We start from the raw sequence: 12850 nt of genomic DNA, 5'->3' as shown, positions 1-12850 counted from the left end.
GGTTTTTTAATACTCTACACGTGACGAGCACGTACAGCAAGCAGCATGAGAAAGGATAGAATGACAATGCAAATGGTCCATGTCCATGCGAGCTCCATTCGGCCGGAGTCGATGGCAACATATATAGCGGTTGGGAGTGTTTGTGTTTTCCCAGGAATATTGCCTGCAAACATCAAGGTTGCGCCAAATTCTCCTAGGGCTCTGGCGATGCTGAGTACGGCACCGGAAAGCAGGGCAGAGATTGCTAAGGGGATGGTGATGAATACAAAGACTTGTAACTGACTGGCACCATCTACCTTTGCTGCACCTTCTATATCTGTATCAATGGTTGAAAATCCTGCTTTAGCTGATTGGTACATGAGCGGAAATGCGACAATGGTGGAGGCGATGACGGCTGCCCACCATGTGAAAATCACTGGCTGATGAAAGAGCCATTCAATGGCTTTTCCGATGAGGCTATGTTTCCCAAAGATGATCAATAATAAAAAACCAACAACCGTTGGCGGAAGAACGAGTGGCATCATAAAAAGTGTCTCTACAATGACCTTCCCTTTAAAGAAAGTCCTTGACATCCAATATCCTGCTACTGTGCCAAGGATAATCGCTAATGTACCACTTGCAGCTGCAATTTGGACGGAAAGCCAAATTGGATCGAAAAATTCTTCAGTCGTCATGTGTTTCACCTAATTTGGAAGCCGTATTTTTTGAAGACGGTGACTGCCTCATCAGATTGGAGGTACTCATAGAAAGCCTTTGTTTCCTTTAAATGCTTAGTTGATTTGATGATACCAAGCGGGTACACGATAGGAGAATGCGTATCAGTATTTGCCTTGTCTACAATGTCGACTTTTTTTGAAACAAGTGTGTCTGTTTTATACACAATTCCAGCATCTACATTACCGGTCTCGACATAACTTAGCACTTGACGTACATCTTTTCCATAAACCGCTTTATTCCTTACTTGATTCCATAATTTCATCTTTGTTAGCACTTCTTTTCCATATGTACCAGCAGGAACGGACTCTGGTGTACCTAGAGCAATCTTCCCTTGACTGTTTTTTAAATCTTCAAAGCTTTTGATGGATGACGTGCTTTTTTTCGGAACGATGAGGACAATCTCGTTCCCTATTAAATCAATCGTATGATCCTGATTGATCTCTCCTGATTTGACTAGTGCATCGAAAGGTTCTTCAGCTGCTGAGAAAAATAAGTCTGCATTTGCTCCTTGAGCTAGTTGTTGCTGTAGTGCGCCTGATGACCCGAAGTTATTTATGAATTGAATGTTAGGGTGCTTGTCCTTATAGGTTGTTTCAATTTCTTTTAAAGCATCTTGTAAACTAGCGGCTGCTGATATGATGAGCTCGGTCTTTTTGCTTGAAGCCGAATCTTGTTTCGTTCCTGCTTGACAGCCAGCAAGTAATAAAAGAATGGTGATTAATACGATAAAAAAACGATTCATCTTTACACCTCTTATTATTAGTTATAACTATATATCACTTATTATAATAAAGCCTATTTCAATTTTCATTGGTTTTTATAAAAAAAGACACAGTATAATAGGAGATAGAGGAGGGGGCACATGAGACAAGAAACATCTTATACAATTGAAGAACTCGCTGACCTTCTAAAAGTCTCAAAGCTGACGGTTTACGATTTAATTAAAAAAGGGACGCTTACGGCATATCGTGTTGGACGCCAAATGCGGGTGGATGAAGCGGATCTATTCACATATAAAATGAAGATGAAAACGACACCACCTGTCAAACAAGAGGTAACTCAGTCTTCTGCACCACATTCGCTAGTCATTAGTGGACAAGACGTATCAATGGACATGCTTTCACGTTTATTGGAAGATGAGCTAACTGTGCCCCCATTGCGGAAGTATAGTGGAAGTTTAACGAATTTGGTGGAGCTCTTTCACGGAAAAGGGGATATTGTGGGTCTCCATTTATATGATCACGATACCAAAACGTATAATGTCCCATATGTCAAAAGGGTACTCACTGGACAGCGTTATTGTTTGATTCATGTTGTTAGGCGAACAGCTGGTCTTTATGTTCAAAAGGGAAATCCGAAAAATATCATGGGATGGAAGGATATGCTTCGGCCAGAAATTCGAATCGTTAATCGAGAAATTGGTGCAGGCGCTAGAGTGCTACTTGATGAAAAGTTAAAAGAAATAGGGGCTACATTTACAGCGATCAATGGATACGATCAGGTGGCGACAAGTCATCATGCTATTGCAGCGGCTGTAGCTGCAAATCAAGCAGATGTCGGGGTTGGAACGTTACAGGCAGCAAAATTGGCAGATATTGAATTTATTCCGATGATTGAAGAGCAATACGACGTACTCATTTTAAAAAAGGATCATACACTAAACTTAATTAAAACGGTCAAGCGAATACTAAAAAGCGAGTTCTTCATTCAAATGTTTCAAGCGATGGAAGGATACGATATCAGTCAATCTGGTACTGTTATTGAAGAATCGGAATAAATCCAGTGGACTGTCCATTCTTTTGTCACACCTAAAGTGAAAAACCACCCATTGAAGTGCCTCCTATTGTTAGAAATGTATCTAACCTTTAAGGACACTCCATCATGGGTGGTTTTTATTTTTGATAAAAGCGAAGCAAATTGCCGTTAATGACTTTATCTGATAGGGATAATTCATTATTCGCTTTTTCGATATATGGCTGACAGACAAGATCGTCTTTGACAGGTTCACCTGTATTCTTGTCATAGCAAGTGTTTTTTGTATAAAGATAATTGTTAGTGATGAAATTACCATTTCGAAGCACTGTAAATGGCGTTCGTTCGTTTGAGAAAAGATCATTTCCAAATTGAATGGAACCTTTCGTATTGATTCCTAATAAATGAAGCAATGTAGGTTTGACATCCATTTGACCCGCAGTATCTGACATCCGTTTAGGTGCTTGATCGGTTACACCTGGGATGTAAATGACGAAGGGAACACGCTGAAGTTTAACAGAATCAAACGGTGTGATTTCCTCTTGATCTAACAGCTGTGCCATTGCATCATTGTGTGCCTCTGAAATCCCATAATGGTCGCCCATCAGGACAAACATTGTGTTGTCGTAAAGTCCTTCTTCTTTCAGTCGCTTAAAGAACTGTTTAATTGCTTCATCTTGATAGCGCACTGTGGTTACATACCTGTTCAAAATGTCACTGTTTGAATCGAATTGGTCAATGAGCTGATCCTTCTCATCAATTTCAAACGGAAAATGGTTTGTGAGCGTAATGAAAGAACTGTAATAAGGTGACTTTAGCTTCTTTAAGTAATCTACCGATTGATCAAAAAATGCCGCATCCTTTAAACCCCAACCAGTCGAATTTTTTTCGTTCACAGTAAAAGAATCAACATCATAAAAACGATCAATTCCAAATGATTGATACATCACATCGCGATTCCAAAATGTTTTGTTGTTTGCATGAAATTGTACTGATTGATAATCTTCCGTTTTTAACTGTTTATATAATGTATCATAGTCATTGTCACTTGCGGTAAAAAAGACAGCGCCACTGCTAGACGGATAAAGAGAATTGGCCACAATAAATTCAGAATCTGACGTTTTTCCTTGCTCTGTCTGTTGATAAAATTCATCAAAGTAATAGCTTTTTTGAATGAGTTGATTTAGAAAAGGCGTGATTTCTTCTCCATTTATCTTCCGATCAACGACAAAATGTTGTGTTGATTCTAAGGAGATAAATACGACATTTCTTCCTTTGGCAAGACCGAAGTAGTTTTCGTTTGGCGCACTGAAATCTGCATTTGTATAGTTTGCTACAGTTGACAGTGTGTCTTCATCCGCAAATGCTTTTTGACCGATTCGGGCCGTTTGAGCGATGCCATCATAAATGTGAAACTGAAATAGCCCTAAGTTCCGAACAATGACTTCTCGGTCATAGGAGCTTGTTAAAAAGCGCGGGTGATCAATGGTAGCGGCACCAAAATGAAAAATGAGAAAGCCGCAACACACCGCATAATATGTTTTGATCGTACGTTTGGAGGCTCTCGACTTCAGTGTTCTTCGTCTAAGGAGCCAAAATAAACAAACAAAATCAATTAGTACCAACAAGAAGAGGGGATGGAACAATTCCGTAATACTGCTGCCCATATCACCCATATTTTTTGCCTGAAATAAAACAGGTATCGTAATAAAATCAATATAAAAGCCGTAAAAAATTGTGTTTGAAATCAATATCGCCGTTAAAGCAAAATTTGTCGTCAATAAAAAAACCTTTTGTTTGGCTTCATTTAAAAAAAGTGCGATGCCGAACAGAGGAAGCAAAAAGCTGAGCGGATTCACAAATAGTAGCCATTCATGAAACAAATGGGCTGTTCGAATGTTGAAACCAAACTTATAAATGATGTATGTTTTCATCCACATAAAGAGGATGGAGTACACTAAAAACCACCGGTCTTTGAAAAAGTCTTTCATCTATGTAGCTCCTCATCATCGAAAATCAGCCTGTATTTCAAAAAAAGCGCTTAACTTAAAACTACTAAAAAATTGCTCATTGATCAAATCATATCTTGTTTTTTGTTAAAACTCTTTGTTAAGAGTGGAATGGAATGGGAAGACCGCATAATGATGCGATGTAGTAAAACGTCACGATTGTGAGTGCTGCTAAAACAGCTTGTTCACCTGCACTACCTGTTTTCACATAAAGAGGAAGTCGTACTTTCAAAGTGGCAGGAAACAATAATTTAATGCCATTGACTGTTGCGGCATCAAGCAATAGATGACTTGCCATCCCAACTAGTAAACCTATCTTTAAGTTATCACTGGGAATGTATGTCGTAGCGATGAAATAAATGATGAGCATAAACAATAAACTATGCGTAAATGTACGATGACCGAATACGCTGCTAATGAGTGATGATAACAGAGGGAATTTTCTGCCGATTTTGCTTTTCGTATGACATAAATCTGGGATCAATGCACCAATTGCGCCAGAAGATGTAGCAATTATTGGATCTAATCCATAGTAATACGAAACTGCTGTACAAGCAGCAATCCCACCCATGATATGTGTTTTTCCTGTCATGATGCGTACTCCTGTTCTATCAATAGTCCAAATTAACACTATAACAAGGCTTGATTGTTTCAGCAAGGCTTATTTCACTAAAGAATAACATAAAACACTTTGGTTATATGGAAAAAAAAACTATAATAAAAAATGAGGATTTTGACATTAACAATAAGGATGCGATTGGGATGAGCAATGCTGAATTATTAAAAGAAATCGTTCTTGTACATTATGAAGTCAGTAGGAAGTTGAATCGTAAGTTACTTGAATTAGAAAAAGATATCACTCCGCCACAAATTTATGCACTCTCCATGTTGATTCAAGGTAAAGTGACGAATGCAGAGGACTTGAAGCAAAGACTTTCCTTAAATCCAGGTGCGGCATCCATTGCCTTAAACAAGCTATGTGAACATGGGTATATCCAAAGGGAAAGAGATACAGAGGATCAGTCCGTCGTTCGTCTAGAGGCAACGGAAAAAGGAGTTGCTATCTATGAGAAGCACACCTATCTTTTTGGTAAGGTCGTGCAACATATGATGGCAGATTTTTCAGAGCAAGATTTAAAGAACTTCCTTCATTATTTGCAAAAGATGAGGGAAACCTTTCAGGATTGATGATGTATTTCGTCTGCTTTGTATAAAGAATGGATTCAACGCACACATTATAAAGGCAATTCCAATCAAGAAAAAGGGGTGAATTGACTTGTCATTCTTTCAAAAAGATAAAAAAGCTAAAAGTGAAAAGGAACATAAAGAAGTGAATCAATTGCTAGAGGAAGCGAGTAAAGAACTAGCCGGAGACCCACTTCAAGAAGCGGTACAAAAAAAGAAAAACAACAAATAGTCATTAAGAACAGGCAGAGTGAAAAATCTCTGCCTTTTACTATGATTTCCCTTTGACAGATCAGTGAATGTTTGGTAACCTTCGTGTAGTAAAAATGAATAGAAATCCTCACGCTATGTCTCAGTGAGGTAGAGGTTGCGCGGATGATGAGTCACACATGGGAGAGATGGGATCAATGATCATGTGAAAAAAGGCATCAGCGCCGAAGTGTAGAGAAGCTCCACCTTTCTTTATGCTGGGTCTGCATTGAATAAATGCAGGACTGCCGCGTCTTAGATAACGCGGAGGGCTATCCGGAGATCAAGGTGTATGTTATTGAAAAGCATGGACTTTTGTTCAGGCTTTTTTATGTTCTAAATGACTTTAAAAAGGGTATGTTACGAACATCTCGCCATTCGTATGAACATAAGAACTGCATTCAATTGCTTGACAATATATCAATGTAGATACTGCCGGGTCTGGTCCAAAGTGAATGAAAACGGAGGTACAGAAATGGAACAGACAAAGAAATGGGGATTTTGGTTACTAACGGCGTTTGTCGTTGGGAATATGGTGGGGTCAGGCATTTTCATGTTGCCAAGTACACTTGCCCAAAATGCTAGTCCTTTAGGCGTGACAATGGCTTGGCTTGTGACAGGTGGCGGTGTACTTATGATCGCACTTGTATTTGGGCATCTGTCTATGCACAAGCCTGAATTGACGGCTGGACCACAAAGCTACGCAAGAGCACTTTTTAAAGATCCCAAAAAAGGGAAAGCTGCTGGATTTACAATGGTGTGGGGCTACTGGGTGGCAAGCTGGATTAGTAATGTTGCCATTATTACGAGCCTTGCAGGGTATTTAACAACCTTTTTGCCGATTTTAACAGTAAAGCAAGTTGTCTTTACCTTTGGAAAAGAAGCAATCACACTAGGACAGCTTATGACTTTTATTGTGTGTACACTGCTCTTATGGGGAACGCATTTAATTTTAATCACAAGCTTAAATGCTGCGAGTAAATTGAACTTTATGACAACTTTTTCAAAGGTTCTTGGTTTCGTTCTATTTATTGTGGCGGGACTGTTTGCTTTTCAAACGGCATTGTTTGAGCATTTTTATTTTCCTGTAGAATTATCGGGAGAAGGAACACTTGATCTTGGAGGCCAAGTCCATCATGCAGCCATCTCAACATTATGGGCATTTGTCGGTATTGAATCTGCCGTTATCCTATCTGGAAGAGCTTCTTCACAGCGGGATGTGAAGCGTGCAACCATTACAGGTCTGATCATTGCACTTTCTATCTATATGATCATTACGTTAATTACAATGGGTGTTTTGCCACATGACCAACTCCAGGGCTCAGATAAGCCATTTGTGGATGTGCTTCAACTCATTATTGGGAATGCTGGTGGCATTGTCATGGCATTACTTGCAATTATTTGTCTATTTGGCTCAATGTTAGGTTGGATTTTGTTAGGTTCTGAAGTACCGTATCAAGCTGCAAAGGCTGGTGATTTCCCAGCGGTGTTTGCTAAAACGAATAAAAAGGGAAGCCCAGTAGTTGCGCTGACGTTGACGAATATGATGTCTCAGTTGTTCATTTTTTCGGTCATGTCACGTACAATTAATGAAGCATTTACGTTCCTAACAACATCTGCGACACTCGCTTATTTGATCCCATATATTGTATCTTCTATCTACTGCCTAAAAGTCATATTGAAGGGAGATACGTATGAGATGCAAAAAGGGAATCGCGCAAGAGACGGGATCATTGCACTCATTGCAATGGGATATTCAACTTGGGTGATTGTATCAGGAACTGCTGATGTAAAAACATTCGGTTTAGGAATCGGACTGTTTTTAGTAGGGATATTGCTATATCCGTTTATGTCTAAAAAGTTTTCAAGTGAAGTATCATAAGTAAAAAAACGTTTCTCCATTTCTGGAGAAACGTTTTTTCATGAAGAAGTCGTTAGTTTTTCAACAATAAACTCAAGTTGACCTTCTAGTGAAACAGGATCGTTGAAGAAATAGCCGATAGGATCAGTCTCAAAGACTTGTTTGTTTTTCACGGCGGGTAGTGACTTCCAAATGCTGCTATTGTATACATTGTCACCATTGTTCTTTGATGCGCTCCATGGACCAGTGAAAATATAATCACCAGCGAAATCAGGAAGTTTTTCAAGAGAAATATTGGCATAACCGATACCACTATCAATCGCTTCTTTTTTCACTGCCTTTGGTGCATTGAGCTTTAATTCGTCATAAATGATCTCTCCGCCACGTCCATACGTGTTGCCGAAGATATAAATACCTTTGTCATATGGAGAGACGATAGAAACGGTTTTGTTACCAACCGATTTTTTCACTTTTGGTTCGACTTCTTTGATTTTTGCGTTCCAATTTTCAATCCATTCATCAGCCTTTTTCTCGTGACCAGTCATTTTGCCAAATTCCTTTAATTGATCCTTAAAAGAGTATTGATTGTATGTAATCGCAACAGTTGGGGCGATTTGTTTATATTTGTCAAAATTCTCATCTTCTGCCCAAGCAATAATTAAATCAGGATTCAGTACCGCGACCTTTTCAACAGAAGGTGTTTTCCCAAGGTTTTTCACCTCATCTGTTTTGCCTTTATAAAATGGGTTTCTAAAGATGGGTGATGTTGTGGCAATCGGTGTAATGCCAACCGTGATGAGATCACCATAGTAACTCTCAGCAAGGAGCACAACCTTTTTAGGGTATTTAGGAAGATTCACTTCTCCCTTTGCGTCTTTATATGTAATGGTTGTTGCCTCATTCTTTGATTGAGTAGATGGTTGATTGGAAGTATTGCCACAAGCTGTAGCAAAGGTCATGAGTGCCACAAAACAAAGAAATAGAAACCGATTTTGTTTTTTCAAGGTGTTCGCTCCTAGTTATAATTTTACTGATAATGATTCTCATTGTTGGTAAAATTGTAACATGATGATAAAAGAATTGCATTGTAATTTTGTCAAAATCTAGTCAAATAATACAGAAGAATGATCTTTCTCTGAAAAATACGAAAAAATACTTAGAACAGGATTCCAATTGGCGAAGAAAGTGATATACTAGATGTCGATATTGATAATCATTATCAACGAAAACAATAGAAGTAAACAGAAAGGAAGATATGGCTTTTGGGCGCACAATCAAAAAGACAGCCTGATTCCAATGACGATTCAATTGAAATTGTCACAAAGCCTCTTGGAACAGCAGCTGTTCTCATCTTAGGAATAATTGCATTAGCATTTGGTCTTTTTTCTTCAGTTTCTCTTGGAGCGGCAAACATCCATTTAAGTACTGTATGGGAAGCTGTTTTTCATTTTGATCATAGTAGTACATCACATCAAATCATACGAGAATTGCGACTTCCACGAACAATTGGAGCTGCACTTGTAGGCGCATTTTTGGCGATATCAGGTGCTATCATGCAAGGAATGACACGCAATGCACTGGCTTCTCCTGAAATTATGGGTGTGACCAATGGATCAGCATTTGCCATTGCTGTCGCATTTGCCTTTTTCCCAGGCCAAACTTCTTTTTCTTTAATCCTTTGGTCATTTGTTGGGGCAGCACTTGGTGCTTCAATTGTTTTTGGGGTTGGAGCCTTTTCTAAAGGAGGGTTAACCCCTGTCAAATTGGCATTGGCAGGTACAGCAGTCGGTGCACTTCTTAGTTCCATTTCTTCTGCTATTGCCATTCGTTTCGATGTTGCACAGGACATGAGCTTTTGGTATGCAGGCGGAGTGGCAGGTGTGAATTGGAGTAATGTGAAAGTCATCGTTCCTGTTGCTGTAATTGGTCTTATTGTGGCAATGGTGCTTGCACGCTCCATCACTGTTCTTAGCCTTGGTGATGATTTAGCAAAAGGGCTAGGACAATACACAAAAACAGTGAAGGTCTTCGGCATTTTGGCTGTCGTTCTAATGACTGGTGCCGCAGTATCAGTAGCTGGCTCAGTCGGGTTTATAGGTCTTGTCATTCCGCACGTGACTCGCTTTTTAGTTGGGGTTGATTACAGATGGATTATTCCGTGTTCAGCAATCTTAGGGGCTGTCCTCTTAATATACGCTGATATTGCTGCAAGACTAATCAATGCTCCGTTTGAGACACCAGTTGGAGCAATTACTGCCATCATCGGCGTTCCTTTCTTCTTATACTTAGCACGACGTGAAAGGAGCGGAATTTAGATGGAAATGGTTCAACTTGCAAAACAAAAGAAATATAAGCGAACAATGCTAATGATTTTCTTAGGCATTGTCATTGTCTTTATAATTAGTTTAAATACAGGAGAAATTCGCATTTCTCCGCTCGACACAATCAAAACACTTTTTGGTTTTGGTTCTGAAATGGATGAACTCGTCTTATTTGAATTTAGGCTTCCGCGAATGGTCATTGCCCTCTTAGTCGGAGCTTCTATCGCAGTATCTGGTGCCATTTGGCAAGGTGTTTCACAAAATGGTCTTGCTGATCCAGGGATTCTTGGTATCAATGCCGGAGCTGGTTTTGCTGTCGTCCTATTTATTTTCGCATTTCAAGGAACGATGTCAAATTTAGGTGATTTTAGTATCTTTGTTTTACCGCTTTTTGCATTTATAGGAGCCGGATTTGCGGCATTTCTCATCTATGTGTTGGCATGGAAAAAAGGAATTACACCTGTTCGTCTCATTTTGACAGGGATCGGGGTCAACGCAGCATTTTCAGCAGTAATCGTTGTCATTCAATTAAAAATGAGCCCGAATGATTTTAACCAAGCCATTGTATGGCTGTCAGGAAGCATTTGGGGATCTAGTTGGACGTATGTATTATCCATTCTACCTTGGATGCTGATCTTTATGGTATTGGCGATCGTTAGAGCACGCTATTTAAACATTATGAATCTAGGTGATCAGCTTTCATATGGGTTGGGTATTTCTGTTAATAAAGAAAGAAGTTTGATGATGATCATCGCAGTTGCGCTTGCAGGCGCAAGTGTTGCTGTTGCAGGAAGTATATCGTTTCTCGGCTTAGCGGCTCCGCATTTAGCAAGAAAACTCGTCGGACCGAAACATCAAGGAATGATTCCTGCTTCTGCTTTAATTGGTGCATTTCTGCTTTTATTAGCTGATTTGCTCGGACGTGTTATCTTAGCTCCATCGGAAGTTCCTGTTGGACTTGTTGTTTCTGCTTTAGGTGCACCTTATTTCATTTATTTATTAATGAAAACGAACTAGTGAGAAGGGAGAGGACATCAGATGAAATCGCTCGAAACAGAACAACTTTGCATCGGCTATAGTGATCGGCTGATTGTAGAGGATTTAAATATCAGTATCCCTAAAGGCAAGGTGACGACACTTATCGGACCGAATGGCTGCGGGAAATCGACAATTTTAAAGACGATGTCTCGTATTATGAAATCAGATAGAGGGGCTGTCTATTTAAACGGGAAAGCAATACATGAAACGCCAACGAAAGAGATTTCAAAACAAATGGCGATCTTGCCACAATCACCAGAAGCACCAAGTGGATTAACTGTATATGAGCTTGTTTCATATGGGCGTTTCCCACATCAAAATGGGTTCGGACGTTTGTCAAATGAAGATAAACGTATCATTAAATGGGCACTTGAGGAAACAGGGATGGTCGCATTTCATGATCGACCAATTGAAGCCCTATCAGGTGGACAGCGTCAACGAGTGTGGATTGCTTTGGCTCTCGCTCAGGAAACAGAGCTATTGCTTTTAGACGAACCAACAACATATTTAGACCTTGCTCACCAACTAGAAGTACTTCAATTGCTAGATCGCTTAAACCGTGAACAAGGACGCACCGTTTTAATGGTGATCCATGATTTGAATCATGCAGCCCGATTTTCACATTATATGGTGGCACTGAATCAAGGGAAGGTCATGAAAGAAGGCTCACCACAAGAAGTCATGACATCAGAAGTGTTAAAACAAGTATTCAACATTGATGCTGAGATTGTGCTTGATCCAAGAACGAGTAAGCCAATTTGCTTAACCTATGATCTAATTGAACATGAAAGAAAGCTTGAGGCAGTCAGTGTATAGAGACGTGAACATGAAAAACTCGGTGTGTATACCGAGTTTTTTATTTTACTTTTTTTGACCCGTAGATTCTGCTGATCAACATTAATATATTTTTTTTGCTTTTATGCATAAAAGAGGTATTTTTTCACTTTAGACAATGGTAATATACGGTTAGAGATTGATAGTCAGAAAGGAAAGAGATGCGTGGAAACAGCAAAAATATTGATTGCAGACGATGAAGAAGCAATTGTAAAAATGGTTGAACGCGTATTAAAAAAAGAAGGATTTCAACATATCTATCGTGCATATCATGCAGATGAGGCACTAGAGATCGTGAAGCAGAATGAAGTCGATCTTTTATTACTAGATGTGATGATGCCTGGAAAGACAGGCTTTGAAATTCTGCCTGATATTAGACAGTATACGAAATCGCCAATATTCTATTTAACAGCTAGAACATCAGATGTAGACAAATTAACAGGATTTGCTCAGGGCGCTGATGATTATATTACAAAGCCATTTAATCCATTAGAGCTTGTGGCACGAATTAAAGCACATTTAAATCGTACATTTATATCCTTGCAAGATGAAAAAGAAGACAATGTTTATGAATATGAATATTTCTCCTATCATCCACATTCCGCTGAACTGAAGGTAGCAGGTCAAATGACATCTTGTTCTGCACAGCTTATGTCATTACTACAGTTCTTTTGTGATCATCCGAATATTGTGTTATCAAAAGATCAGATTTATGAAAAAGTATGGGGTGTTCCTTCATATGGGGACAATAATACTGTGATGGTACATATTCGAAAGCTAAGGGAAAAGATCGAAAAAGATCCTAGTCAGCCAGAATATATTGTGACAATTCGCGGAATGGGATATAAATTCATCCCTCATCCGGTTAAGGTACTTAGCTAAAT

The 12850-nt window shown here is 39.3% G+C and carries 13 protein-coding genes and 1 riboswitch; of the genes, 8 read left to right on the top strand and 5 right to left on the bottom strand.

Annotated elements, in window-relative coordinates; all coding sequences use genetic code 11:
• Window positions 1-14: 14 nt before the first annotated feature.
• Both modB and modA read right to left on the bottom strand, forming a co-directional pair.
• Window positions 15-674, bottom strand: coding sequence for a molybdate ABC transporter permease subunit (modB, locus tag ACQKEZ_RS06840; RefSeq protein WP_427299566.1), 660 nt, complete (start codon window positions 672-674; stop codon window positions 15-17).
• Between the two features lie 5 nt (window positions 675-679).
• Complete coding sequence (modA, locus tag ACQKEZ_RS06835) at window positions 680-1459, bottom strand: molybdate ABC transporter substrate-binding protein (RefSeq protein WP_427299565.1); 780 nt, start codon at window positions 1457-1459, stop codon at window positions 680-682.
• Window positions 1460-1579: 120 nt separating this feature from the next.
• Between modA and ACQKEZ_RS06830 the strand changes: the two genes are divergently transcribed.
• Window positions 1580-2494 carry a substrate-binding domain-containing protein gene (locus ACQKEZ_RS06830; protein ID WP_427299564.1) on the top strand — a complete coding sequence of 305 codons (915 nt, stop codon included), beginning with the start codon at window positions 1580-1582 and terminating at the stop codon, window positions 2492-2494.
• 115 nt (window positions 2495-2609) lie between these two features.
• On the opposite strand, the gene ACQKEZ_RS06825 is transcribed toward ACQKEZ_RS06830, so the two are convergent.
• A complete protein-coding gene (locus ACQKEZ_RS06825; protein ID WP_427299563.1) occupies window positions 2610-4460 on the bottom strand; it encodes an LTA synthase family protein in 1851 nt (616 codons plus the stop codon).
• A 118-nt stretch (window positions 4461-4578) separates the two neighbouring features.
• On the bottom strand, window positions 4579-5070 hold the full coding sequence (locus ACQKEZ_RS06820; RefSeq protein WP_427299562.1) for a metal-dependent hydrolase: 492 nt from the start codon (window positions 5068-5070) through the stop codon (window positions 4579-4581).
• A gap of 170 nt (window positions 5071-5240) precedes the next feature.
• Between ACQKEZ_RS06820 and ACQKEZ_RS06815 the strand changes: the two genes are divergently transcribed.
• The 3 genes from ACQKEZ_RS06815 to ACQKEZ_RS06805 all read left to right on the top strand — a co-directional run bounded on the left by ACQKEZ_RS06815 (window position 5241) and on the right by ACQKEZ_RS06805 (window position 7794).
• The gene (locus tag ACQKEZ_RS06815) at window positions 5241-5666 is read left to right on the top strand and encodes a MarR family winged helix-turn-helix transcriptional regulator (protein WP_427299561.1); all 426 of its coding nucleotides are present in this window, start codon (window positions 5241-5243) and stop codon (window positions 5664-5666) included.
• Window positions 5667-5754: 88 nt separating this feature from the next.
• A complete protein-coding gene (gene sspJ / locus ACQKEZ_RS06810) occupies window positions 5755-5895 on the top strand; it encodes a small acid-soluble spore protein SspJ (RefSeq protein WP_427299560.1) in 141 nt (46 codons plus the stop codon).
• Between the two features lie 121 nt (window positions 5896-6016).
• Window positions 6017-6195: riboswitch (Lysine riboswitch) on the top strand.
• Window positions 6196-6387: 192 nt separating this feature from the next.
• Window positions 6388-7794: an amino acid permease gene (locus tag ACQKEZ_RS06805; protein WP_427299559.1), complete on the top strand. Its 1407-nt coding sequence runs from the start codon at window positions 6388-6390 to the stop codon at window positions 7792-7794.
• A 38-nt stretch (window positions 7795-7832) separates the two neighbouring features.
• Here ACQKEZ_RS06805 and ACQKEZ_RS06800 read toward each other — a convergent pair whose 3' ends face one another.
• Window positions 7833-8732, bottom strand: coding sequence for an iron-hydroxamate ABC transporter substrate-binding protein (locus ACQKEZ_RS06800; protein WP_427300496.1), 900 nt, complete (start codon window positions 8730-8732; stop codon window positions 7833-7835).
• 303 nt (window positions 8733-9035) lie between these two features.
• Here ACQKEZ_RS06800 and ACQKEZ_RS06795 point away from each other — a divergent pair, with 303 nt between their 5' ends.
• The 4 genes from ACQKEZ_RS06795 (at window position 9036) to ACQKEZ_RS06780 (ending at window position 12848) form a co-directional block, all read left to right on the top strand.
• Window positions 9036-10088 carry a FecCD family ABC transporter permease gene (locus ACQKEZ_RS06795; RefSeq protein WP_427299558.1) on the top strand — a complete coding sequence of 351 codons (1053 nt, stop codon included), beginning with the start codon at window positions 9036-9038 and terminating at the stop codon, window positions 10086-10088.
• Complete coding sequence (locus ACQKEZ_RS06790) at window positions 10089-11111, top strand: FecCD family ABC transporter permease (RefSeq protein ID WP_427299557.1); 1023 nt, start codon at window positions 10089-10091, stop codon at window positions 11109-11111. It begins immediately after the preceding gene.
• Between the two features lie 21 nt (window positions 11112-11132).
• Window positions 11133-11948 carry an ABC transporter ATP-binding protein gene (locus ACQKEZ_RS06785; RefSeq protein WP_427299556.1) on the top strand — a complete coding sequence of 272 codons (816 nt, stop codon included), beginning with the start codon at window positions 11133-11135 and terminating at the stop codon, window positions 11946-11948.
• 183 nt (window positions 11949-12131) lie between these two features.
• Complete coding sequence (locus ACQKEZ_RS06780) at window positions 12132-12848, top strand: response regulator transcription factor (RefSeq protein ID WP_427299555.1); 717 nt, start codon at window positions 12132-12134, stop codon at window positions 12846-12848.
• The last annotated feature ends 2 nt before the right edge of the window (window positions 12849-12850 follow it).

Source organism: Bacillus sp. NPDC077027, from assembly GCF_050269555.1.
Classification (GTDB): Bacteria; Bacillota; Bacilli; order Bacillales; family Bacillaceae; genus Bacillus.
The sequence above is the reverse complement of the archived record's forward strand: the minus strand, read 5'-3'. Positions and strand labels throughout refer to the sequence as shown.

Excerpts from the sequence above, each read along its gene's own strand:
- ACQKEZ_RS06820 (WP_427299562.1), bottom strand. The coding sequence starts at position 5,070 with ATGACAGGAAAAACACATATCATGGGTGGGATTGCTGCTTGTACAGCA.
- ACQKEZ_RS06800 (WP_427300496.1), bottom strand. The coding sequence starts at position 8,732 with ATGACCTTTGCTACAGCTTGTGGCAATACTTCCAATCAACCATCTACT.
- ACQKEZ_RS06805 (WP_427299559.1), top strand. The coding sequence starts at position 6,388 with ATGGAACAGACAAAGAAATGGGGATTTTGGTTACTAACGGCGTTTGTC.
- modB (WP_427299566.1), bottom strand. The coding sequence starts at position 674 with ATGACGACTGAAGAATTTTTCGATCCAATTTGGCTTTCCGTCCAAATT.
- ACQKEZ_RS06825 (WP_427299563.1), bottom strand. The coding sequence starts at position 4,460 with ATGAAAGACTTTTTCAAAGACCGGTGGTTTTTAGTGTACTCCATCCTC.
- ACQKEZ_RS06830 (WP_427299564.1), top strand. The coding sequence starts at position 1,580 with ATGAGACAAGAAACATCTTATACAATTGAAGAACTCGCTGACCTTCTA.
- modA (WP_427299565.1), bottom strand. The coding sequence starts at position 1,459 with ATGAATCGTTTTTTTATCGTATTAATCACCATTCTTTTATTACTTGCT.
- ACQKEZ_RS06815 (WP_427299561.1), top strand. The coding sequence starts at position 5,241 with ATGAGCAATGCTGAATTATTAAAAGAAATCGTTCTTGTACATTATGAA.
- ACQKEZ_RS06790 (WP_427299557.1), top strand. The coding sequence starts at position 10,089 with ATGGAAATGGTTCAACTTGCAAAACAAAAGAAATATAAGCGAACAATG.
- ACQKEZ_RS06785 (WP_427299556.1), top strand. The coding sequence starts at position 11,133 with ATGAAATCGCTCGAAACAGAACAACTTTGCATCGGCTATAGTGATCGG.